28 protein-coding genes and 1 other RNA gene are annotated in these 22,867 nt (G+C 42.4%); 22 read left to right on the top strand and 7 right to left on the bottom strand.

Annotated features, from left to right (window positions below):
- The first annotated feature begins 2 nt into the window (after nucleotides 1-2).
- The 7 genes from NYE20_RS12370 (at nucleotide 3) to NYE20_RS12340 (ending at nucleotide 5,267) form a co-directional block, all read left to right on the top strand.
- On the top strand, nucleotides 3-173 hold the full coding sequence (locus tag NYE20_RS12370) for a YpmA family protein (RefSeq protein ID WP_003225588.1): 171 nt from the start codon (nucleotides 3-5) through the stop codon (nucleotides 171-173).
- 8 nt (nucleotides 174-181) lie between these two features.
- Nucleotides 182-667 carry a cell wall elongation/penicillin-binding protein regulator TseB gene (gene tseB, locus NYE20_RS12365; protein WP_014477164.1) on the top strand — a complete coding sequence of 162 codons (486 nt, stop codon included), beginning with the start codon at nucleotides 182-184 and terminating at the stop codon, nucleotides 665-667.
- A gap of 22 nt (nucleotides 668-689) precedes the next feature.
- Nucleotides 690-1,871, top strand: a complete 1,182-nt coding sequence (aspB, locus tag NYE20_RS12360) for an aspartate transaminase AspB (RefSeq protein WP_041849963.1) — start codon at nucleotides 690-692, stop codon at nucleotides 1,869-1,871.
- Between the two features lie 143 nt (nucleotides 1,872-2,014).
- Nucleotides 2,015-3,307: an asparagine--tRNA ligase gene (asnS, locus tag NYE20_RS12355; RefSeq protein WP_038430016.1), complete on the top strand. Its 1,293-nt coding sequence runs from the start codon at nucleotides 2,015-2,017 to the stop codon at nucleotides 3,305-3,307.
- A gap of 92 nt (nucleotides 3,308-3,399) precedes the next feature.
- Entirely contained in the window at nucleotides 3,400-4,098 is a 699-nt protein-coding gene (gene dnaD, locus NYE20_RS12350) for a DNA replication protein DnaD (protein WP_004398499.1), read from the top strand.
- Nucleotides 4,099-4,116: 18 nt separating this feature from the next.
- Nucleotides 4,117-4,776, top strand: coding sequence for an endonuclease III (gene nth / locus NYE20_RS12345; RefSeq protein WP_009967580.1), 660 nt, complete (start codon nucleotides 4,117-4,119; stop codon nucleotides 4,774-4,776).
- On the top strand, nucleotides 4,773-5,267 hold the full coding sequence (locus tag NYE20_RS12340; RefSeq protein ID WP_120028311.1) for a YpoC family protein: 495 nt from the start codon (nucleotides 4,773-4,775) through the stop codon (nucleotides 5,265-5,267). The genes nth and NYE20_RS12340 overlap by 4 nt, the downstream gene beginning before the upstream one ends.
- 75 nt (nucleotides 5,268-5,342) lie before the next feature.
- On the opposite strand, the gene NYE20_RS12335 is transcribed toward NYE20_RS12340, so the two are convergent.
- Entirely contained in the window at nucleotides 5,343-8,102 is a 2,760-nt protein-coding gene (locus tag NYE20_RS12335) for a PBP1A family penicillin-binding protein (RefSeq protein WP_339183106.1), read from the bottom strand.
- 21 nt (nucleotides 8,103-8,123) lie between these two features.
- On the bottom strand, nucleotides 8,124-8,744 hold the full coding sequence (gene recU / locus NYE20_RS12330) for a Holliday junction resolvase RecU (RefSeq protein WP_004399067.1): 621 nt from the start codon (nucleotides 8,742-8,744) through the stop codon (nucleotides 8,124-8,126).
- Between the two features lie 40 nt (nucleotides 8,745-8,784).
- Here recU and NYE20_RS12325 point away from each other — a divergent pair, with 40 nt between their 5' ends.
- Nucleotides 8,785-9,747, top strand: a complete 963-nt coding sequence (locus NYE20_RS12325; protein WP_064671082.1) for a DUF2515 domain-containing protein — start codon at nucleotides 8,785-8,787, stop codon at nucleotides 9,745-9,747.
- Nucleotides 9,748-9,771: 24 nt separating this feature from the next.
- Here NYE20_RS12325 and sspM read toward each other — a convergent pair whose 3' ends face one another.
- Nucleotides 9,772-9,876: an acid-soluble spore protein SspM gene (gene sspM / locus NYE20_RS12320; RefSeq protein WP_003225606.1), complete on the bottom strand. Its 105-nt coding sequence runs from the start codon at nucleotides 9,874-9,876 to the stop codon at nucleotides 9,772-9,774.
- A 198-nt stretch (nucleotides 9,877-10,074) separates the two neighbouring features.
- Between sspM and NYE20_RS12315 the strand changes: the two genes are divergently transcribed.
- Together NYE20_RS12315 and NYE20_RS12310 are read left to right on the top strand one after the other, a co-directional pair.
- On the top strand, nucleotides 10,075-10,320 hold the full coding sequence (locus tag NYE20_RS12315) for a YppD family protein (RefSeq protein ID WP_038828603.1): 246 nt from the start codon (nucleotides 10,075-10,077) through the stop codon (nucleotides 10,318-10,320).
- 45 nt (nucleotides 10,321-10,365) lie between these two features.
- Nucleotides 10,366-10,737 carry a YppE family protein gene (locus tag NYE20_RS12310; RefSeq protein WP_003246080.1) on the top strand — a complete coding sequence of 124 codons (372 nt, stop codon included), beginning with the start codon at nucleotides 10,366-10,368 and terminating at the stop codon, nucleotides 10,735-10,737.
- 38 nt (nucleotides 10,738-10,775) lie between these two features.
- Here the strand turns inward: NYE20_RS12310 and NYE20_RS12305 are convergent, their stop codons facing one another.
- Nucleotides 10,776-10,964 carry a YppF family protein gene (locus NYE20_RS12305; RefSeq protein ID WP_003230690.1) on the bottom strand — a complete coding sequence of 63 codons (189 nt, stop codon included), beginning with the start codon at nucleotides 10,962-10,964 and terminating at the stop codon, nucleotides 10,776-10,778.
- A gap of 187 nt (nucleotides 10,965-11,151) precedes the next feature.
- Between NYE20_RS12305 and NYE20_RS12300 the strand changes: the two genes are divergently transcribed.
- Entirely contained in the window at nucleotides 11,152-11,529 is a 378-nt protein-coding gene (locus NYE20_RS12300; RefSeq protein WP_014477159.1) for a YppG family protein, read from the top strand.
- Nucleotides 11,530-11,549: 20 nt separating this feature from the next.
- Here the strand turns inward: NYE20_RS12300 and NYE20_RS12295 are convergent, their stop codons facing one another.
- Nucleotides 11,550-11,969, bottom strand: a complete 420-nt coding sequence (locus NYE20_RS12295; protein ID WP_015251833.1) for an Hsp20/alpha crystallin family protein — start codon at nucleotides 11,967-11,969, stop codon at nucleotides 11,550-11,552.
- Nucleotides 11,970-12,106: 137 nt separating this feature from the next.
- Here NYE20_RS12295 and NYE20_RS12290 point away from each other — a divergent pair, with 137 nt between their 5' ends.
- From NYE20_RS12290 to NYE20_RS12250, 9 genes are all read left to right on the top strand, one after another.
- On the top strand, nucleotides 12,107-12,613 hold the full coding sequence (locus NYE20_RS12290) for a PTS glucose transporter subunit IIA (protein WP_015483368.1): 507 nt from the start codon (nucleotides 12,107-12,109) through the stop codon (nucleotides 12,611-12,613).
- Nucleotides 12,614-12,715: 102 nt separating this feature from the next.
- Complete coding sequence (gene mrfA, locus NYE20_RS12285; RefSeq protein ID WP_339183101.1) at nucleotides 12,716-14,965, top strand: ATP-dependent helicase MrfA; 2,250 nt, start codon at nucleotides 12,716-12,718, stop codon at nucleotides 14,963-14,965.
- 15 nt (nucleotides 14,966-14,980) lie between these two features.
- Complete coding sequence (mrfB, locus tag NYE20_RS12280; RefSeq protein WP_339183098.1) at nucleotides 14,981-16,222, top strand: metal-dependent exonucleaseMrfB; 1,242 nt, start codon at nucleotides 14,981-14,983, stop codon at nucleotides 16,220-16,222.
- A gap of 100 nt (nucleotides 16,223-16,322) precedes the next feature.
- Nucleotides 16,323-16,451: a hypothetical protein gene (locus NYE20_RS12275; protein WP_003230707.1), complete on the top strand. Its 129-nt coding sequence runs from the start codon at nucleotides 16,323-16,325 to the stop codon at nucleotides 16,449-16,451.
- 83 nt (nucleotides 16,452-16,534) lie between these two features.
- Nucleotides 16,535-16,762, top strand: coding sequence for a spore coat protein CotD (gene cotD / locus NYE20_RS12270; protein ID WP_010886551.1), 228 nt, complete (start codon nucleotides 16,535-16,537; stop codon nucleotides 16,760-16,762).
- Between the two features lie 88 nt (nucleotides 16,763-16,850).
- Nucleotides 16,851-17,396, top strand: a complete 546-nt coding sequence (locus NYE20_RS12265; RefSeq protein ID WP_038828609.1) for a DUF1273 domain-containing protein — start codon at nucleotides 16,851-16,853, stop codon at nucleotides 17,394-17,396.
- 75 nt (nucleotides 17,397-17,471) lie between these two features.
- Complete coding sequence (gene gpsB, locus NYE20_RS12260) at nucleotides 17,472-17,768, top strand: cell division regulator GpsB (RefSeq protein WP_003225629.1); 297 nt, start codon at nucleotides 17,472-17,474, stop codon at nucleotides 17,766-17,768.
- 65 nt (nucleotides 17,769-17,833) lie between these two features.
- Nucleotides 17,834-18,214: RNase P RNA component class B (gene rnpB, locus NYE20_RS12255), an RNA gene on the top strand.
- Nucleotides 18,215-18,314: 100 nt separating this feature from the next.
- Nucleotides 18,315-19,472, top strand: coding sequence for a class I SAM-dependent RNA methyltransferase (locus NYE20_RS12250; RefSeq protein ID WP_021481520.1), 1,158 nt, complete (start codon nucleotides 18,315-18,317; stop codon nucleotides 19,470-19,472).
- A gap of 52 nt (nucleotides 19,473-19,524) precedes the next feature.
- On the opposite strand, the gene NYE20_RS12245 is transcribed toward NYE20_RS12250, so the two are convergent.
- Nucleotides 19,525-19,677 carry a YpzG family protein gene (locus tag NYE20_RS12245; RefSeq protein WP_010327933.1) on the bottom strand — a complete coding sequence of 51 codons (153 nt, stop codon included), beginning with the start codon at nucleotides 19,675-19,677 and terminating at the stop codon, nucleotides 19,525-19,527.
- Nucleotides 19,678-19,840: 163 nt separating this feature from the next.
- On the opposite strand from NYE20_RS12245, the gene NYE20_RS12240 reads away from it, so the two are divergent.
- A complete protein-coding gene (locus tag NYE20_RS12240) occupies nucleotides 19,841-20,032 on the top strand; it encodes a hypothetical protein (RefSeq protein ID WP_003246090.1) in 192 nt (63 codons plus the stop codon).
- A 102-nt stretch (nucleotides 20,033-20,134) separates the two neighbouring features.
- Nucleotides 20,135-22,060, top strand: a complete 1,926-nt coding sequence (locus NYE20_RS12235; protein ID WP_014477152.1) for an ATP-dependent DNA helicase — start codon at nucleotides 20,135-20,137, stop codon at nucleotides 22,058-22,060.
- A 41-nt stretch (nucleotides 22,061-22,101) separates the two neighbouring features.
- Here NYE20_RS12235 and kduD read toward each other — a convergent pair whose 3' ends face one another.
- Nucleotides 22,102-22,866, bottom strand: a complete 765-nt coding sequence (gene kduD / locus NYE20_RS12230; RefSeq protein WP_339183094.1) for a 2-dehydro-3-deoxy-D-gluconate 5-dehydrogenase KduD — start codon at nucleotides 22,864-22,866, stop codon at nucleotides 22,102-22,104.
- Nucleotide 22,867 lies beyond the last annotated feature (1 nt).

Below are 22,867 nucleotides of genomic sequence, written 5' to 3'. Positions count from 1 at the left end.
AAATGGAAAGTAAAATCGAAATTCTTTCAACAATTAATGTAGAGCATTCTGATGATCTGTATAAAATTGTGGACACATTGAATCGTACACTGAAAAGAGACAATCTGATGTTCGGCCTTGCGCTGGATGAAGAAAACAAAAACCAAGCCGTTTTTACCATTTATCGTACGTAGGTGAGAAGATGAGAAAAAAAGCATTAATATTTACCGTCATTTTTGGTATTATTTTTTTAGCAGTACTTCTTGTCTCGGCAAGCATTTATAAATCAGCCATGGCACAAAAGGAAGAGGGGCACGAAGCAGCAGCTGCTGAAGCTAAAAAAGAAACCGATCTCGCCAATGTTGATCAAGTCGAAACATTTGTCGGAAAAGAAAAATATTATGTTGTAAAGGGAACGGATAAAAAAGGCACTGCATTATATGTCTGGGTTCCTGCTGATAAAAAAGCAAAAATTCTCTCAAAAGAAGCGAAAGAGGGAATCTCTGAAGACAAAGCGGCGAAAATCATAAAGGATGAAGGGCTGGTTTCAAAGCAAAAAGAGGTTCATCTGGCAAGAGAAGGAAACGTCCTGCTTTGGGAAGTGACGTACTTAGACAAAGAAGGGCAATACAGTTTAAGTTATGTGGACTTTACAACTGGAAAGATTCTCAAAAATATCACGCCTTAAGACGAATTAGGGGGAGTTCAAGTTGAAACTGGCAAAAAGAGTATCCGCATTAACACCATCAACCACACTGGCAATCACAGCGAAAGCGAAAGAACTGAAAGCCGCAGGCCATGATGTCATCGGCTTAGGAGCAGGCGAACCTGACTTCAATACACCGCAGCATATTATTGATGCCGCTGTGCGTTCGATGAACGAGGGCCATACGAAATACACGCCTTCCGGTGGTTTGGCTGAACTGAAAAACAGCATTGCAGAGAAATTTAAACGCGACCAGAATATTGAATACAAACCGTCTCAAATTATTGTCTGCACTGGTGCCAAACATGCTCTGTATACCCTTTTCCAAGTGATTTTGGATGAAGAAGATGAAGTTATTATTCCAACGCCTTACTGGGTAAGCTACCCGGAGCAGGTGAAACTCGCTGGCGGAAAGCCTGTTTATGTAGAAGGGCTTGAGGAAAATCACTTCAAAATTTCGCCTGAGCAGCTGAAAAATGCAATTACGGAAAAAACAAAAGCAATCGTTATTAACTCTCCAAGCAACCCGACTGGTGTCATGTATACGGAAGAAGAACTATCTGCGCTCGGTGAAGTGTGCCTTGAACATGATATCTTGATTGTGTCAGATGAAATTTATGAAAAACTTACATACGGCGGAAAGAAACATGTTTCCATTGCACAGCTGTCAGACAGACTGAAAGAGCAAACGGTCATTATAAACGGCGTATCGAAGTCCCACAGCATGACAGGCTGGAGAATCGGTTATGCGGCAGGCTCTGAAGACATTATTAAAGCGATGACGAACCTTGCAAGCCACAGCACGTCAAACCCGACATCAATCGCACAATACGGAGCGATTGCTGCTTATAACGGGCCTTCTGAGCCATTGGAAGAAATGAGAGAAGCATTTGAACATAGATTAAATACGATCTATGCAAAGCTCATAGAAATCCCAGGGTTCAGCTGTGTGAAGCCGGAAGGTGCTTTTTACTTGTTCCCAAATGCAAAAGAGGCAGCTCACTCTTGCGGTTTCAAAGATGTAGATGAATTTGTTAAAGCGCTTCTCGAGGAGGAAAAAGTTGCGATTGTTCCAGGATCCGGATTTGGCTCTCCTGAGAATGTCCGTCTTTCTTATGCAACATCGTTAGATCTTCTTGAAAAAGCCATTGAAAGAATCAAGCGTTTTGTAGAAAAACATAGCTAACAGATCAAAAAGCGGCTGACAGAAAAGCCGCTTTTTATCTGCATTGACCCGGTTAGTTAAGAGCGGGTATAATAAAGTGATGATAAAAGAGTTCGCGGGGCAATGAGCTTCCGAATGTCTTTCTTGTTTTGGAGGGAAATATGTTGAAAACAACAATCAACCAAGTGTACAAGCACGTAGGTGAGGAAGTAACGATCGGAGCTTGGGTCGCTAATAAGCGTTCAAGCGGGAAAATTGCGTTTTTACAGCTTCGGGACGGTACCGGTTTTATTCAGGGTGTCGTAGTAAAAGCGGAAGTGGAAGAAAGCATTTTCCAAACAGCTAAATCAGTGACGCAGGAAACGTCGCTCTATATAAAAGGGATTGTCAAAGAGGACGAGCGTTCTCCGCTTGGATATGAACTTGCTGTGACAGATATTGAAGTCATTCACGAAGCGACCGATTATCCAATTACACCAAAAGAACACGGAACGGAATTTTTGATGGATCACAGACATTTATGGCTGCGTTCAAAGCGCCAGCATGCGATCATGAAAATCCGTAATGAAATCATTCGCGCGACTTACGAATTCTTTAATAACGAAGGCTTCGTAAAAGTGGATCCGCCGATTTTGACTGGAAGCGCACCTGAAGGTACAACAGAACTCTTTGCGACAAAGTACTTTGATGAAGATGCGTATCTGTCTCAAAGCGGCCAGCTCTACATGGAAGCTGCGGCAATGGCTTTAGGAAAAGTATTCTCTTTCGGACCGACATTCAGAGCGGAAAAGTCTAAAACAAAGCGTCACTTAATCGAATTCTGGATGATCGAACCGGAAATGGCGTTTGTAGAATTTGAAGAAAACCTTCAAGTACAGGAAAATTACGTTTCTTTCATCGTACAATCAGTTCTTAAGAATTGTAAAATTGAATTAAACACATTGGGAAGAGACACGTCAAAACTTGAGCAAATCAAAGCCCCGTTCCCAAGAATCACGTATGATGAAGCGATTGAATTTCTGAAAGAAAAAGGCTTTAACGATATCGAGTGGGGAGATGATTTCGGAGCGCCTCATGAAACAGCGATTGCTGAACATTATGACAAACCGGTATTCATCACTCGCTATCCGACGTCCTTAAAACCGTTCTATATGCAGCCGGCTTCTGACCGTGAGGACGTTGTGCTTTGCGCTGACTTGATTGCGCCGGAAGGCTATGGAGAAATCATCGGCGGGTCTGAACGGATTCACGATATGGAACTTTTGGAATCCCGTCTTAAAGAACATGGACTGGATTCTGACGCATATAAATGGTATGCTGAACTTAGAAAATATGGATCAGTTCCTCATTCCGGCTTCGGCCTTGGATTAGAGCGGACAGTAGCTTGGATCAGCGGAGCGCCTCACGTTCGTGAAACGATTCCGTTCCCAAGACTGTTAAACCGTCTGTATCCGTAATACATTCAAATGAAACAAAAAAGAGTCTCCTGCAAGGGAGACTTTTTACAGTAAAGGGGCAATCACAATCCTTTACAGTAAGAGGTGTGACGATGAAAAAACAGCAATTTATTGATATGCAGGAGCAGGGAACATCAACCATCCCCAATCTTCTGCTTACGCATTATAAACAGCTTGGGCTTAATGAAACAGAACTTATTCTGCTGTTAAAAATTAAAATGCATTTAGAAAAAGGATCATATTTTCCTACACCGAATCAGCTGCAGGAAGGTATGTCAATTTCTGTTGAAGAATGCACAAACAGATTGCGGATGTTTATTCAAAAAGGCTTTCTGTTTATTGAAGAATGCGAGGATCAAAACGGCATCAAATTTGAGAAATATTCTCTTCAGCCTTTATGGGGGAAACTGTACGAGTATATTCAGCTTGCACAGAATCAAACACAGGAAAGAAAAGCAGAAGGGGAACAAAAAAGCCTTTATACCATTTTTGAGGAAGAGTTCGCAAGACCGTTATCGCCTTTGGAGTGTGAAACGCTGGCGATCTGGCAGGACCAGGATCAGCATGACGCACAACTGATCAAACACGCGTTAAAAGAGGCTGTATTATCAGGAAAACTCAGTTTCCGCTACATTGACCGGATTTTGTTTGAATGGAAGAAAAACGGGCTTAAAACTGTGGAGCAGGCAAAAATACACAGCCAAAAATTCCGGCGTGTACAAGCAAAGCAGAATGAACCGCAAAAAGAGTATAAAAGGCAGGTTCCTTTTTACAATTGGCTTGAACAATAAAGTGAAAAGGTGACAATCGTGTTAAATCTAAAACAAATTGAATTCTGTTTAGACAAGATAGGTGACATGTTTCCTCATGCGGAGTGTGAACTGGTTCATTCCAATCCTTTTGAATTAGTGGTGGCTGTTGCTTTATCTGCGCAATGTACAGATGCACTTGTAAACAGAGTGACCAAAACATTATTCCAAAAATATAAACGGCCGGAAGACTATTTGGCTGTTCCGCTGGAAGAGCTTCAGCAGGATATTAAATCAATCGGTTTATATCGTAATAAAGCGAAAAATATTCAAAAGCTGAGTAAAATGATTATTGAAGATTACGGCGGAGAAGTGCCGAGAGACCGCGATGAGCTTGTCAAACTGCCAGGGGTCGGGAGAAAGACTGCAAACGTAGTGGTATCCGTTGCGTTTGGCGTGCCGGCCATTGCCGTAGATACCCATGTGGAGAGAGTCAGCAAACGATTGGGCATTTGCCGGTGGAAGGACTCGGTTCTGGAAGTTGAAAAGACGCTGATGCGCAAGGTTCCCAAAGAAGACTGGTCCGTTACGCATCACCGGCTTATTTTCTTCGGCAGATATCACTGTAAAGCCCAATCTCCGCGCTGTGCGGAGTGTCCGCTGCTTTCTTTGTGCAGAGAAGGGCAGAAGAGGGATAAAAAAGGACTGGTGAAACGATGATGCAAGCAAAAGAAGTGTTGGCTTCCTATGAGCAATACTTGCGCAGTCTTGGCCAGAAGAGTTCCTCGGATATGAAGAAAACCTTGCAGACCAATCCCGTGTATTTTGATTTCTGCACGGAATTACAAGGCGATTTGCCATGGGAGGACAGCGGGAAATACGTTCCGCTTTTATTTGAAGTGTGGGATGACATCAAAGCATCACTTCTCCCAGTCTTTCAAACACGAAAATCGAGATGTGACCAAAACGAAATGTTAAAGGGCATTGTGTGTTTGCTGGCTTCGTTACATTGGACAGCAGGTGAGCCGGTGCAATCGCTCGATTGGCAAGAACTGAGGGAGAAATCATATCCCGCAAAGCCGATTAATTGGGCTGAACGAGTGGAATTTATTCTTCTTAAGCCGACCCAATACCATTGCTTTATTCAGCTTGATGAGCTGATTACCGAAATGAAAAAGCACTTTTATAAATATCATGCGATGAATCGATAAAACCTCCTGTTAAAACGGGAGGTTTTTTATTGTGTACCAAAAAAGCCATCACCCCAAAGGTGACGGCTTTTTTGGTTAATTTGTTTTTTCAATTGATGATGAGTTTGTTTGTGTTTTATTAGATGTGTCTGTTTTATTTTTATTCGTGTCAGTACCTGTTGAGTCATTCGTATCTGAGTTCGAATCACCATCCGACGTATCCTGGTTGTTGCTGTTATTACTGTTATTGTTATTACTATTGTTAGATTGGTCTTGGTTACTGTTGTCAGACGGATTGGTGTTCGTGTTGTCTTGTTTTTTGTCTTGATCATTTGTTGAATCATCTGTCTGATCTTGATCCGTCTGACCGTCATCTTTTTGAGAATCATCAGTTTGTGTATCATCCTGAGTCTTCTCATCATCTTGTTTTTCATCATCCGTTTGTTGCTGGTCTTTTTTATCTTCATCGTCTTCAGCTTTTGGCACCTCATAAGATGTGGAAGCTGTACTTTTGCCATCATCACTGACAGCTGTTACTTCGAATTTGTATACAGATCCTGGCTGCACACCCGAAATGACTGCCTCTTTTGCAGAGCTGTTTTGAATTTCCGAGTAGCTGCCGCCGTCAACAGATTGCTTTACAGCAAAGGTCGCATCTCCGTCATAATTCCAGCTTAACGTTAAAGATTGATTGTCTTTATCGTATTTCACGTTTAAACCAGACAATTTAGCTGTTTCCTCTTTTTCTTCTTTCTCATATGTTTTAGAAACAGTAGAAGGAGCTGTGCCTTTAACAAAGTACTCTGTGATCTTCTTATCGCTTGGCGTATTTGGCCCTGCCAGTTTTGCAGGGTTTGAGCCTTTTTCTACAGAGGCTTCCACTACGCTGTCAGGTTTCTCAAATGATCCGCTTCCGTCATCGACATCGGCGATGAGCTGGGCGAAGATGCGCTTTGCAATCTGTTGCTCTGTTTTATTTAAAGATTTTTTTCCTATCTTATTTTGAGAATCTACACCTGTCCAAACAGCAGCGGTATATTGAGGTGTATATCCTACAAACCAAGAATCTGGTACACCGCCTTGTGCGATATTGTATTTTTGCATATCCGCTTCATCAAAGTTTGTTGTACCTGTTTTACCTGCAACTTCCACTCCCGGAACTTGTGCAAGCTGTCCAGTACCTGTTTTAACAGCTGTTTTCAGCATATCTGTAATCATAAACGCAGTATAATCGCTCATTGCAGACTTTGATTTTGGTGTTAAATCAAGCTTTGTGCCATCGTTAAATTCAATAGACTTTACAAAATGCGGTTCGTTATATGTTCCGTTATTTCCGAATGCACTGTATGCTCCAGCCATAGTTAGAGTAGAGACACCGGGATTACCTTCTCCGAATCCTCCGATAGAATATGATTCATACACTTTTTCTTTATTTAATCCGAGCCCCAGTCCATTAGCAAAATCAACTGCTGCATCTTTTCCGACTGCTTGGAATGCTTTTAGAGCCGGAATGTTACGTGATTGGGCGAGGGCTTCACGCATAGACATGACCCCTTTATAGGAACGGTCAAAGTCTCGAATAGGTGTTCCATCTGAATACGTGTAAGCTGAGTCATCAATTTGCTCGTAAGTTGACCATTTTTTATTTTCAATCACTGGACCGTAGTCGAGAATAGGTTTAATGGTAGACCCAGGCTGTCGCTGGGCTTGGGTCGCGTAATTATAGCCACCAACCGTAGAATCTCTTCCGGAGCCAATCGCCCGCACTTCTCCGGTTTTCGTATCGAGAAGGGTAACGCCGCCCTGCATGCCTTCAGTAAATCCGACGGTGTCTCCGTCCATTAATTCATCTAGTTTATCTTGTGCTTTTGTATCTAATGTCGTATAGATCTTTAATCCGTCAGCAGATGGATCGACATCAGATTTTTCATCAATTTCCTTCATAACCTCTTCAACAAATGCGCTGTATTTGTTTGTACTTGCTTTTTCATATTCCTTCTGTGACACGACGCCTTCGTCTTTCACTGCCACTTTTTTCGCTTTGTTATATTGAGAATCAGAAATAAATCCTTGTTTTTTCATCAGACTGAGTACGATGTTCCGTCGTTTTTCCGCTTTATCCGGGTTTTTAACGGGATTGTACGCTGTCGGGCTTTGCGGCATTCCTGCAAGCGTCGCAGCCTGTTCGACAGTCAATTTGCTTAAATCTGTAACGCCGAAAAATTCTTCCGCCGCTTTTCCGATACCGTATGCTCTAGGAGAAAAATAAATCCGGTTTAAATACATTTCTAAAATTTCATCTTTAGAGTAATTGCGCTCCAGCTGAATCGAAAGCCATACTTCCTGCACCTTCCGTTTCAGCGTCTTCTGATGTGAAAGAAGGGAGTTTTTGACGACCTGCTGGGTGATCGTACTTCCGCCTTCAGCCCCGAAGCCGTCTTTAAAGTTGGCAACTAAAGCACCGCCGATACGGACAGGGTCAATCCCGTGGTGCTCATAAAAACGAGCGTCTTCTGTCGCGATAAAGGCTTCTTTTACAACATCGGGAATTTCATCTATCGAGACGTAGGTCCGTTTTTCGGCGCCGACTTCGGCGATCTCTTTTCCATTTTTATCATAAATCGTTGATGAATAAGGCGTCTTCAATTTGCTTTCATCAAGGGACGGCGCATCAGAAACCATGACGGCAAATGTAACAGCACCGCCGACTACGCCTAAAACAAACAGAATGAGTAAAGTGAAAAGGGTCTTTTTAAACAATCCGCCCTTTTTTCGTTTCTTGCCTTTTTTCGGTGAAGGACTCGACTTGCTGTTCGCTTTTCGCCGAGCTTCACGGCTGTTAAATTGATCTGACATAACATCTCAACCTTTCGTTAATCAACCTTTCGCACCAGATGATGGCGAAAAATAAAGCTGTTCAATAATACTAATATAATCAATTCTGGGTGCGTATCCAAGAGAAATCGGATAAGCTGTTTCTTCCAACTCATCTTTTCGAATTGATTTTCTGCCGTTTTTTTCTTTTCTGTCCCAGAAATAAAACAGCTTATCGGCTTCCAAAAAATAAACCTGGTCGAAAGCGGATATAATAACAAAACAAATACCGTCTTGAGCCTTTACCTGCTTCATATGCTCGATTTGATGGTCATGAAAATTCTGCAGGGGGAAAGAGGTCTTGTTTTTCGTTTCTTTCGCCTCAAAATCAATATACCGCCCTTTGTAAATCCCATTGTAGTCTGTTGTCGATGATTGTTTAAAGTAAGCTTCTTTAATCACTGCGGCACTTCTTTTTGGATAATGGACATTTACAATTTGAACAGGTGTCGGCTTTTTGTGTATAACGGCAATTTGGTTTGTCAGATAATACTTATTCGTTTCGTTTAAGTCATCTTCGAGGGTCATTCCGCGATTACTGTAAGACGGGGCCCTTTTCTGACTGTTTTGGGATGAAACCGAATGTTTCGGCTGAAATGTTTTTCCGTTAGGATACCGAATCACTTTCTCATCCTCCTTATTAAACTAATCATGACGGAAGTGAATGAACGTGCAAGAACAACAGACCATTAGAAAGCTTCTGAGCCGAATTGAGCGGCAGACAAAAATAAAAAACGCGGATAACATTTCAAGAACAAATGCTTATAAAGCATTTTACGACCGTCATCCGGAAATCAAATGGTCGCTTTTGGCTTCTTTCGTTTCTCGTAATGCCGGCTGGTCAATGACTGACTTAAAAGGCAGTCTGTTTCAGCTTGGACTCCGTGAGAGACAGCAAGAATGGTTCTTTTTAGCCTATGAAAGAGCGAACTGGCTTATTTTTTCGGATGCCTATCCGCAGCTTCTTTTATACCACTGGTCAAAAAGAGTCGGGAAACCGCTGTTTCATCTGCTGCATGTGTTTGGCGTCTCACAATTTATGTCGGAAGAATGGACCCGTTTTTGGCATGAGCGAAATACGGAGCGGCTAATGTATGCCCTTATTATAAATGAACAAAACACTATCCAAACACCTATTATACAAAATCCTTCGTTTAAAAAGAATGTTTTTGACACGATTCCTTTTTATTTAAGTGATTGGTTGCATTTTAACACCGTTATTTTTCCTTCCTCAAATGGGTTACTTTACGGCATTTCAGTGAAACGCTTTTCAAAGGCGGAGGAAAGGATAAGGCTGGGAAAGCAGCTGTCTCAATTGCTGTTCAAGCCAGAATTGTTCTCCTCTTTTTATCACTTTTTGCACACAGTGCCGCACACAGGTTCCCGTTTTGATATGGAAAAGATAATCGGGATTACAAAAAGAACATCTCCTATGCTAAGGACATGCTACCCTGAGTTAATCCACTCATTAGACGGAACGAAAACAGATTGGTTTCATGGAAAGATAAAGAAAACGTTCTTTAGGCGCGAGGAATTGCCGAAGCAGATTGAATTGACAGACTGGTATTTACATAAAAAGCGCCAGCTTCATGCGCTTTTTGCGGTGGAGCAGTGGCTGAAAAAATAAAGAAGCAAGGAAATTCCTTGCTTCTTACGTAGAAGGGCGGTTCGGGCCGCCTAATTTTTTATCTAAAGAATCGATTGCCTTTGATTCAGTCTTTTTTTGCTGGCCGGCTTTTTTCGGTCTTGTTTTCATACGGCACCTCCTCACAAGTATCGTTTGCATTAACGAGGAGGATCATACAATTTTTGCGGGTGTTTTTGTCGAAAACTTCAGCTTTTCGTGGAATACCTGTTTGTTTGGCGATTTGCTTCTAGTTTTGTCATGAGGAAGGAAAGAGCCTTGAGAGCAAAGAATTTTAACCGGGAGAGACGAGGAAAGGGAGGTACACGAATGTCCGGTTATGTATGCAAGACAGAGATTCTCCGTATGCTTTCTGATATAGAAGATGAATTAACGCGAGCTGAGCAAAGCCTGAATCATTCTGTAAATGCATTAGAGGCTGAGATGCGGGAAACGGAAAACGATCGCCTGAGTGTGCTGGAAGAAGAAATCATAGATCTTCATATTTGTATAAATGAGCTGTATCAATCGCCTGAACACAGGTATGCGTTTGAGAAGGTATACCGCATCGGCTGAATTTGCGAGTGAAATTTGGTACGATAGGCATTGAGGTGAAAGATATTGCTATCACAAACTTTGCTGGAAATGACCGAGCAAATGATTGAAGTTGCTGAAAAAGGCGCTGATCGGTATCAGGAAGGGAAAAACAGTAATCATTCTTATGATTTTTTTGAGACGATAAAGCCTGCAGTTGAAGAGAATGATGAACTGGCCGCTCGCTGGGCAGAGGGTGCTCTTGAATTGATAAAAGTCCGCCGGCCTAAATATGTGCATAAAGAGCAAATTGAGGCCGTAAAGGATAATTTCCTGGAATTGGTCCTTCAATCATATGTTCATCATATTCATAAAAAACGATTCAAGGACATCACTGAGTCAGTCCTTTATACATTGCACGCAGTAAAGGATGAAATTGCAAGAGAAGACAGCCGGTAAAAGGCTGTCTTCTTTTCGTTTTTATAGGGGGCCGGACGTTAATTCATCTCATATGCCGGGCTTTCTGCTCCATTTGCTTCGAGAACCTTCATACTGTTACGAAACTCAGTTATGCTGAGATGTCCTTGAATATAGAGGAACTTGGCAAAGTCCATCAGTTTATTCATACAGTCTGTTTCATATTTCTTCATTTCTGCAAAACGTTTGCTTAAGTATGATACGTTCATTATGGTGCATCCCCTCTCATCTGTATTGAAAATATGGTACCATAATGATTCGACTTTTTTCTGTTTTTAAAAAATTTAAACTTTCGACACAATTTGACAAATGCTAATCATCACTTGTGACACAAACAATAGAAGTCATTCATACATATATAGAAGAGAAATATGTTGTGTTTAGGGGGGAATCGCAATGAACAGGAGCTCTCGAAGCTATCCTCGGCAAATGGGCTATTATTATCCTCAGCAAATGCAAGGATATTATCAGCAGGCTGCACCCGGTTATTTAGAGCAACAACTGCCTCAGCAGCATTATGGACAGCAGGATTATTATCAGCCCTATGCTCCGATCCAGCCTATGCCTATGCAGCCGCCTGTATTTTCTAACCCTTATCCTATCCCAAGGCCTAATCAACAGCAGCCTTCGCAATTTCAAAGCATTATGTCGCAGTTCAAAAAAGCCAATGGGCAATTTGATTTTAATAAAATGATGGATACGACAGGTCAAGTAATGAGTGCAATGAATCAGGTCGGATCTTTAATAAAGGGATTTACCAGCTTTTTTAAATGATAGAAGCATGAATGAATCGTTCATTCATGCTTATTTTTTGGAAAGAAAAGTGTCATTGTCTGCTCGTTCCAAGACGTTTCCATATCTTCTTGGCGAACTTCATAAGGCAGCTGAACCGTTCTTGTCATGCTTGTAAAGGTAGCCTCATTTTGGTGTTTCTGTTTTTCTTGGAGTGTTACATGGAGATACCTCGATTTAACATCAACGACGATCTCGCCATCTCGAAACGTCGCCGGAATGGTAATATCGATATACAGCCCAGTATCTCTTTCTCTGACATGTATGGTCGTCTGCACATCCTTTAAACTTGAGTTGATCAGGTTCTGAAATCTGTTTATAAGGTTGCCGAACGCTGAGGATTGAAAAAGAGTGTCGATTGCCTCCGTTATGATTTCTTCTTTCTTTTGCAGTTCGTTCTTTTTGTCATCATAGAATTCCAATTTCGCCACCGCCTTTTTTATCCAGATTATGCGTCTATGCCAGATGTTGTTATAAATTGAAGCAAAATTGAAAGTGTGGTTAAATAGTGGTGAATGAAGGGATAACGGTTGAAGTGAATGAGAAGGGAGAAAATACATTGCTGAAAAAATTATTCGGAATGGGCAAAACTCAGGAAAAGGTGACAGAAGAGGTTATTTATTCTCCGGCAGACGGTACAGTAATGGACCTGTCAGATGTGCCGGACCCTGTTTTTTCACAGAAAATGATGGGAGAAGGAATAGCGGTGGAACCTTCTAGCGGTGAAATCGTTTCTCCCGCTGAAGGTGAAGTCATTCAGATTTTCCACACCAAACACGCCGTTGGCATTCGGACTCGCTCGGGAATTGAGCTGTTAATTCATGTCGGGCTGGAGACAGTCAATATGAACGGAGAAGGATTTACTGCCCACATTAAAGAAGGGGATAAAGTGAAGGTCGGTGACCCGCTGATTACATGTGATTTGGAATTAATAAAAGAAAAAGCGAGCAGCACAGTCATCCCAATCGTTATAATGAATGGTGAGGCTGTAGGATCAATTGTGCCGGCAGGCGAAAAGGCTGCTCGTAAAGGCGAATCAAAGCTCCTTACAATAAAAGCGAAATAAGCAGGGCGTATGCCTTGCTTTTTTTATTCAACTGTATAAAATTTGCACCTAGCCATGCAAACAAATATTCGGTAAACTGTACTTGACAAAGAGGTGTAAAGAATGAAAAAGAAATCACTGACTGAACTCATTTCTGATTTAAAAGGAAATGAAAACGTTGTGAATTGGCATGAAATTGAGCCTCGGGAAGCAAAAACAAGGCCTATGCCCGAAAGTATAGACGAGAGAATCAAAGCGGCCCTTTCGAAAAGGGGCATTGATGAACTATATACTCACCAATATTCCGCTTTTCAATATGTGCAAAAAGGAGAAAGCATCGTTACCGTAACGCCAACAGCATCAGGAAAAACGTTATGCTACAACCTCCCAGTCCTGCAGTCCATCGCCCAAGATGAAACAAACCGGGCGTTATATTTATTCCCGACTAAAGCGCTGGCACAAGACCAAAAGAGCGAGCTAAATGAAATTATTGATGAAATGGGCATTGATATTAAAAGCTTTACATATGACGGGGATACGTCTCCGGCAATCAGACAAAAGGTGAGAAAAGCAGGTCATATTGTCATTACAAACCCCGATATGCTGCATTCTGCCATTCTACCGCATCATACGAAATGGGTCAGTTTGTTTGAAAACCTTAAGTATATCGTCATCGATGAGCTTCATACGTATCGAGGTGTGTTCGGCAGCCATGTAGCAAATGTGATCCGGCGGCTAAAGCGGATCTGTCGGTTTTATGGAAGTGATCCAGTTTTTATTTGTACTTCCGCAACGATTGCCAACCCAAAGGAATTGGGAGAGCAGCTGACAGGCAAACCGATGCGGCTGGTCGATGACAACGGCGCACCGAGCGGACGCAAGCATTTTGTGTTTTACAATCCGCCAATTGTGAACAAACCGCTGAATATTAGAAGGAGCGCAACCGCAGAAGTGAATGAACTGGCGAAAGAGTTCCTTAAAAACAAAGTGCAGACCATTGTTTTTGCCAGAAACAGAGTTCGGGTGGAAATTATTTTAAGCCATATTCAGGAGCTTGTGAAAAAAGAGATTGGAACAAAATCAATCAGAGGCTATCGGGGAGGCTATCTGCCGAAAGAGCGAAGAGAAATCGAAAGAGGACTGAGAGAAGGCGACATTTTAGGAGTGGTCAGTACGAATGCATTAGAGCTTGGTGTTGATATCGGCCAGCTGCAAGTGTGTGTAATGACGGGGTATCCCGGAAGTGTTGCAAGTGCTTGGCAGCAGGCGGGACGAGCCGGCAGAAGACACGGTGAATCTTTGATTATCATGGTAGCCAATTCAACACCGATTGACCAATATATTGTGCGGCATCCTGAATATTTCTTTAATCGTTCGCCGGAATCTGCAAGAATCAATCCGGAGAATTTGATTATTTTAGTAGACCACTTAAAGTGTGCGGCTTATGAGCTTCCTTTTAGAGCTGATGAAGAATTTGGAGCCATGGAAGTCAGTGATATTCTTGAGTATCTTCAGGAAGAGGCTGTTCTTCACCGCAACGGCGAACGGTACCATTGGGCAAGTGAGTCGTTCCCTGCTTCAAACATCAGTTTGCGTTCCGCCTCCCAGGAAAATGTCGTTATAGTTGATCAGTCGGATATTGCAAATGTAAGGATTATCGGTGAAATGGACCGTTTTAGTGCGATGACGCTTTTGCATGATGAAGCAATTTATTTGCATGAAGGCGTTCAGTATCAAGTTGAGAAGCTCGATTGGGACCATAAAAAGGCGTATGTCAGAAAAGTCGATGTCGAATATTATACGGATGCAAACCTGGCAGTTCAGCTGAAGGTATTAGAAATCGATAAAACGAAAGAAAAAAGCCGTACATCATTGCACTACGGAGACGTCACTGTCAATGCCCTGCCGACCATTTTTAAAAAAATAAAAATGACCACTTTTGAAAATATTGGGTCTGGACCTATTCATTTGCCGGAAGAAGAACTGCATACAAGTGCAGCTTGGCTCGAAATCAAAACAGCGGATGAAGACATCGGGGAAAAGACACTGGAACAGCTGCTTCTTGGCATCTCGAATGTGCTGCAACATATTGTCCCTGTGTATATCATGTGTGATCGAAATGATGTTCATGTTGTTTCTCAAATCAAAGCAGCCCATACCGGATTGCCAACCATATTTTTATATGATCATTATCCGGGCGGTATCGGTTTGGCGGAGGAAGTCTTTAAACGTTTTTCAGACATTAATGAAGCGGCGAAACAACTGATTACACATTGTCCTTGTCATGACGGCTGTCCGTCTTGTATAGGTACGGAAATAGAAGGGATAAAAGCAAAGGAAAGAATTTTGCAGCTGTTGGATCAAATGTCGTAAGGAGGGGGGCCGGATATGTCATTAAAAGGGAAACTCCAGCGGATGAAAAAGCACATGGTGCTCGATGAAGGAGAACAAAAAATAGAAGCAGGCAAACAAGAAAACCACTTTGATGACATCCCGTTTTTAGAAGAGTGGGAGGCTTTTGGCATGAAGCCTTTCATCTTCGAAGATGAATATTGCCTCATCAGAGAAGTAGAATATCCGCTTTCTCACCGCCATGGGTTATACAGCTTTTCTGAGCTTGAGGAAGTGATCACACTGTGGAATCAAAGCGGCCTGTCGCATACGTTGTCAGCAAAAGGGTATAACAAAAACAACCTCTTTTTCTTTGATACAGAAACAACCGGTCTTGGGGGTGGAGCTGGGAATACCATTTTTTTGCTTGGGCATGCGAGAGTATATGAAGACCGAGTGACAGTCAAACAGCATCTTTTGCCCAAACCGGGGAACGAAGTCGCCTTGTACCAAAGCTTTTTAAGCGAGGTTGACATTACATCACTTGTGACCTACAACGGCAAAGCCTTTGATTGGCCGCAGGTGAAAACAAGGCACACCTTGATCCGTGACAGACTTCCGAAGCTTCCGGAGTTTGGCCACTTTGATCTTTTGCATGGAGCTAGACGCCTGTGGAAACACAAAATGGACCGCGTATCTCTTGGCACGGTTGAAAAAGAGGAGCTCGGCATCCGCAGACTAGAAGACACACCGGGCTACTTGGCGCCAATGCTTTACTTTCATTTTATCAAGGCGCAAGAGCCGGATCTTTTAAAAGGTGTCCTGCATCATAATGAAATGGATGTGTTATCACTCATTTCATTGTACATCCATATGTCTAAAAAAATCCTTTCAGAATCACATGCGCCAAAAGAACACAGTGAAGCCTATGCTATGGCGAAATGGTTTATGGCTCATAAAGAAACGGACCAAGCGATCAAGCAGTTGGAAAGGCTTATAGAAAAATCGTTTGAGGACAAGGACAGTGCACGGCTGGATTTATCGCTCCTGTACAAAAAACAAAACCGCTTGGAAGAAGCAGTGCCGCTTTGGGAAAAGCTGTCCCGCTCGCAAAACCAGAAGTGCAGATACGCTGCTGTAATAGAGCTCGTGAAATATTTTGAGCATAAGAAAAAAGAATTCGGAAAAGCATTGCAAATAGCAGAGCAATTGCTTAGCGAGGCGGCATGCTTATCAGAGAAAGAAACTGAAAAACTGCATGTGAGAATTGCCCGGCTGAAGAGGAAATATTCCTCTTAAATATTCCCCGGGAAAGCGCAAAAGACGACTTGTTTCGCCATGAATTTTTTTTGCTGAATTCACATTGATTTTGTTGTAGAATAGCGGCGAATCCTGTAAAATGACTTTAGTTATTTTTAAAGGGAGAGTTGGTATGTATAAGGGTGTTTTTTACTTGTTCTTTGTTGTGGTATTTTTGATTGCTTTTGTATTTTCAAACTTTAAAGACAGCTTAATTGCACACTTTTAAAATAGGTCTTTGCATCAGAACATGTACCCCTTATTTTTCATAGCTTAGTATTGTAATAAAGTTTATGGAAAGGGGATTTTATCATGCATCACTGCAGACCGCATATGATGGCGCCAATTGTTCATCCTACTCATTGCTGTGAACATCATACGTTTTCGAAGACTATCGTGCCGCACATTCACCCACAGCATACAACAAACGTAAACCACCAGCATTTTCAGCACGTTCACTACTTTCCACACACTTTCTCAAATGTTGACCCGGCTACGCATCAGCATTTTCAAGCAGGAAAACCTTGCTGCGACTACTAGTATGGAAAACGTGCAGCTTGATGGTGTAAACAATGCAGCACAACAAATGGGGCCCACGGGAGCCCCATTTTTTAAAGCAGGTGAAATGATGAAAGTACTGGCAATTACGGGCTATAAACCGTTTGAACTCGGGATATTTAAGCAGGATGACAAGGCGCTGTATTACATAAAAAAAGCCATTAAGAACCGACTGATTGCTTTTTTGGATGAAGGATTAGAATGGATTTTAATTTCGGGCCAGCTTGGAGCGGAGCTGTGGGCCGCAGAAGCTGCATATGATTTGCAGGAGGAATACCCTGACTTAAAGGTAGCTGTCATCACACCATTTTACGAGCAGGAAAAGAACTGGAAAGAACCGAATAAGGAACTGTATGAAGCAGTTCTGGCTCAGGCAGACTATGAAGCAAGCCTGACTCACCGTCCTTATGAAAGCCCGCTTCAATTCAAACAAAAAAATCAGTTCTTCATTGATAAGTCCGACGGGCTTCTGCTTTTATATGACCCGGAAAAGGAAGGCTCCCCTAAGTATATGCTTGGGACAGCGGAAAAAAGGCGCGAAAAGGATGGCTATCCCATCTACTTTATTACAATGGATGACTTGAGAGTGACAGTAGAGGAAGACAGCTACTCATAGCAATAAGAGAAATTTGACAACCGTACAGATTTCTGAAAAAATATATGTGATGATTCACGATACGAGGTGAAAAAGATGCTTGCTGATAAAGTAAAGCTTTCTGCGAAAGAAATTTTGGAAAAAGAATTTAAAACAGGCGTTAGAGGCTACAAGCAAGAAGACGTTGACAAATTTTTAGATATGATTATTAAGGATTATGAAACCTTCCATCAAGAAATTGAAGAACTGCAGCAGGAAAATCTGCAGCTGAAAAAACAGCTTGAAGAAGCAAGCAAAAAACAGCCTGTGCAATCTAACACAACAAACTTTGATATTTTAAAACGGCTGTCTAACTTAGAAAAACACGTTTTTGGCAGCAAGCTTTATGATTGATCACGCTTGAAAAAAATGGCGCTTGTAAATTGTAATCAGTTGTTATATAATAATTCATGTTCTTAACGTTCGGGTAATCGCTGCAGATCTTGAATCTGTAGAGGAAAGTCCATGCTCGCACGGTGCTGAGATGCCCGTAGTGTTCGTGCCTAGCGAAGTCATAAGCTAGGGCAGTCTTTAGAGGCTGACGGCAGGAAAAAAGCCTACGTCTTCGGATATGGCTGAGTATCCTTGAAAGTGCCACAGTGACGAAGTCTCACTAGAAATGGTGAGAGTGGAACGCGGTAAACCCCTCGAGCGAGAAACCCAAATTTTGGTAGGGGAACCTTCTTAACGGAATTCAACGGAGAGAAGGACAGAATGCTTTCTGTAGATAGATGATTGCCGCCTGAGTACGAGGTGATGAGCCGTTTGCAGTACGATGGAACAAAACATGGCTTACAGAACGTTAGACCACTTACATTTAAAATGATGAAAACAAGCTCTCCCGTATAAGGAGAGCTTTTATCTTGAAAAGAGAAAAGTTTTAAAAGACAGGGTGATACGATGAAGAAGTATACACTAATTGCAACGGCGCCGATGGGCATTGAAGCTGTTGTCGCAAAGGAAGTACGAGATTTAGGATACGAATGCAAGGTTGATAACGGGAAAGTTATTTTTGAAGGTGATGCACTTGCCATCTGCCGTGCGAACCTTTGGCTTAGAACAGCCGACCGCATAAAGGTTCAGGTTGCTTCTTTTAAAGCGAAAACATTTGATGAACTGTTTGAAAAAACGAAAGCGATTAACTGGCGCTCATTTATACCTGAAAACGGGAAATTCCCTGTCATCGGAAAATCGGTAAAATCAACACTTGCAAGCGTTCCCGACTGTCAGCGGATCGTCAAAAAAGCAATTGTCGAAAAGCTCAAGCTGCAATCCGGCAAAGCTAATGATTGGATTGAAGAAACAGGTGCCGAATATAAAGTGGAAATTTCTTTATTGAAAGATCAGGCTCTGATTACGCTGGACTCATCAGGGACAGGCCTTCACAAACGAGGATACCGTGTCGATCAGGGCGGTGCGCCGATTAAAGAAACACTTGCTGCAGCTTTGGTGCAATTAACCAATTGGACGCCCGACCGCCCGTTTGTTGATCCTTTCTGCGGCTCCGGAACAATTGCGATAGAAGCGGCGTTAATTGGCCAAAACATCGCCCCGGGATTCAACCGCGATTTTGTATCAGAGGATTGGGAATGGATCGGTAAAGATCTGTGGAACAAAGCGCGGCTTGAAGTCGAAGAAAAGGCAAATTATGATCAGCCGCTTACAATTTTCGCTAGCGACATAGACCACCGCATGGTTCAAATCGCAAAAGAAAATGCAGAGGAAGCAGGATTGGGAGATCTAATCCAGTTCAAACAGATGCAGGTCAAAGACTTTACCACAAATCTGGAGTTTGGCGTAATTGTCGGCAACCCGCCATATGGAGAGCGTCTCGGCGAGAAAAAAGCCGTTGAGCAGATGTACAAAGAAATGGGGAAGGCGTTCGAGCCGCTTGATACTTGGTCTGTGTATATGCTGACATCAAATGAAAACTTTGAGGAAGCATATGGCAGAAAAGCAACGAAGAAACGAAAGCTCTTTAACGGGTTTATTAAAACAGATTATTATCAATATTGGTCAAAAGTAAGGCCGCAGCGAAAGAAAACAGAAAACGCATAAAAAGAAGACGCTCTGCATGCGTCTTCTTTCATCTTTCAGCCCTATTCTATCGTTACCAACGGTGAGCTTTCGCGTTGCTTCTCAATATAATGTTGGTTTGGGACATTTCAGTGTGACCGTTTACTTGAGACTTAGAACGTTTAGGCCGCGTCCAATTGTGATGAAACAGTTCAGAATGCTGATCTAATCGGTTTCTATAACTCATCTCAACATCACTCCCTGATAGAATATTGTTGATAAGACGGATAATCCGGAGACGGAATATCAAGTGTAGTTTGTGCATGTTTCGGTGATAACATGCGGTAAAGCATGTATATAAAATGGAAAGTTCGCATACAATGATGATTATTTCCATCAGAGGTGATCTCATGCTGAACAGCGAACATTTTAATCTTATTCAAAGGGCGCTTGACGCAACAGCAAACGAGCTGAAGGAGCTCGGGACTGATTCGTCTCCGTCTGTGATTTCGCATGCGCAAACTGATTTAGAAAAAGCGGTAGAACATATTTATTCAACAGACCATCCTTTTTTATCGTCGCATGTGATCAATCGTAAGTAAACTGCAAAAAACTTGGCATTGCCAAGTTTTTTTATTGTATTCATCAGCGGAAAATGATATTATTGGTGGTCTGAATGTCGAATAGTTGGGGGTTGGAACTAGGTGACAACATCACGTTTGCCTTTTTCTTTAACGAAAACAAAGAATTTTTATGAAGAATTGAACAATTGGATTGGTGACGTGTTTTACGATATCCTTCCCGAAAAAGGGTTTGATCTTCGGGACGAGCAAGTATTTATGGCTTTTCAGCTGGAGCGGGCGTTTAAAGAGAAAAAAGTCATGTTCGCCGAAGCTGGAGTGGGAACGGGGAAAACGCTGGTTTATCTTCTTTTTGCAATCAGCTATGCAAGGTATGTCGGCAAACCCGCCATCATCGCTTGTGCAGATGAAACATTAATTGAACAGCTGGTGAAAAAAGAGGGCGATATTTCTAAGCTGGCTGAGCATCTTGATCTGAAAATTGATACAAGGCTGTCAAAATCACATGAGCAATATTTATGCTTGAAGAAGCTTGAAAAAACAATGCAGCGTTCTGATGATGATAAATGGCTGGATCTTTATGAGTCGTTACCGTCATTTGTCCACGAGTCACAGGCGATGCAGCGCTTTTATCCGTATGGCGACCGTAAGCAGTACGCAAATCTATCGAATGAAGAGTGGTCTGACGTAAGCTACGACTCGTTTCAGGACTGTCTGACTTGTGATATGAGACACAGATGCGGTCTGACACTTTCCAGAGATTACTACCGCAAGTCAACGGACTTAATCATTTGTTCCCATGATTTTTATATGGAGCATGTGTGGACGGAAGAATCACGCAAACGAGAGGGCCAGCTGCCGCTCTTGCCTGATCATAGTGCAGTTGTATTTGATGAGGGGCACTTGTTAGAGTTTGCTGCGCAAAAAGCGCTAACCTATAGAGTGAAGCAGTCTACTCTTGAATTGTTTTTAGAACGATTGCTGCAAAATGACATCAGAGAAGAGTTTGCAGAATTGATTGAAGATGCGCTTCTCGCAAACGACGAATTTTTCTATGTTCTTTCTGAAGAATCAAAGGAAGTAGCCGGTTCACACCGTTTAGAAATAAAAAATGACCAGCGTGTCAAAAAGGCGGCGGACGAGCTTTGCCGTTTACTTGATAAAATCGGTGAGGCACTTGTATTTGAGTCTGAAATGTATACGATTGATCAATACGAGCTGTCAGTAGTGGAAGAATATGTTGAACAAATGGCGTATTCATTATCTCTATATCAAAAGGATGCAATCAGCTGGCTGGAGAAAAAGGAAGCAGAATCAACTTTTGTCGTGATGCCGAGAACGGTAGCAGAAGTACTTGGCGAAAAAGTGTTTTCTAAGAAAATTCCTTATATCTTCTCTTCTGCTACGCTGTCAGAAGGCGGTTCGTTTGATTATATTGCCGACAGTCTTGGGATTCATGATTATTTGTCATTAACTGTTGATTCCCCTTATGATTATGACGAGCAAATGAGTATTAATTTATACGCAAAAACAGATATGGCCGCTGAACAAAAAACGGCTGAAACGATTGAAACAATCAAACGATACAAAGGAAGAACGCTGGTGCTTTTCCCTTCTTTTGAAGAATTAAACGAGTTTAAAGAGCTGTCGGCGGCATGGGAGCTGCCGTATCCAATTTTCTTCGAAGGTGATGAGGAAATCAGCAGCTTAGTAGAGAAATTCCAAGAGGAAGAAGAAACAGTACTTTGTTCAGTTCACTTATGGGAAGGACTCGACATTCCCGGTGACGCATTGAAGAATGTTACCATTTGGTCATTACCGTTCCCGCCACACGATCCTGTATTTACAGCGAAGCGCAACGGAGCGAAAAAAGATCCGTTCGAAGAAGTTGATCTGCCATATATGTTGTTACGTGTACGGCAGGGCATCGGGCGCCTGATTCGCTCGAATCAAGACAGCGGCTCGATTCACATTTACGCTGGCGGAGAAAATGAACGCATCATTGATGAGGTCAAAAAGGTCTTGCCTGTTGAACCGCACATGATGTAATGGAAAAAAGCTGACGATCGTTCGTCAGCTTTTTTTATTTGTCAGCGGGATAGCCAGCCGCCATCAACTGCTAAAATATGTCCATTTACATAATCTGAAGCACGTGATGCCAAAAAGACTGCAGTCCCCCCGATATCATCCGCTTGGCCCCAGCGGCCGGCAGGAATTCTCTTTAAAATGTCCTCATTTCGCTTTTCGTCATCCCGAATAGGCTTTGTATTCGCAGTAGAAATATAGCCTGGGGCGATTGCGTTGACCTGAATACCTGACGCTGCCCACTCATTTGCAAATGATTTTGTCAAACCGGCAACAGCGTGTTTGCTAGCGGTGTAAGCGGGAACGAGTATCCCGCCTTGAAAAGACAGGAGAGAGGCGATATTAATGATCTTTCCATAACCTCTTTTCAGCATGTGCCTGCCTGCCAGCTGTGTCAGAATAAACAAGCTGTTTAGATTGACATTCAGTACGTGCTGCCAGTTCTCTTCTGAAAAGTCTTCCGCTTTTTCCCGATGAATGATTCCAGCATTATTGACAAGGATGTCGATCTGCCTGTTTTCAAACAGCTCAGCTGCAGAATCCTTTATAACTTCCGGCTTGCTCATATCCAATGTAAAAGATGTAAATGTCCGGCCTTCCTGTTCCACAAGCTGCTGTGTTTCAGACAGGCTGCTTCTATGTGATGTGCCGATAATATCAGCGCCAGCCCCGGCTAGGGATTTGGCAATTCCTTGACCGATCCCTGTTCCCGGGCCTGTCACCAGCGCTGTTTTTCCTTCTAATGAAAAGGCATCATGTAGATAACCCATC

The organism is Bacillus sp. FSL R5-0416 (genome assembly GCF_037975425.1).
Classification (GTDB): domain Bacteria; phylum Bacillota; class Bacilli; order Bacillales; family Bacillaceae; genus Bacillus; species Bacillus subtilis.
The sequence above is the reverse complement of the archived record's forward strand: the minus strand, read 5'-3'. Positions and strand labels throughout refer to the sequence as shown.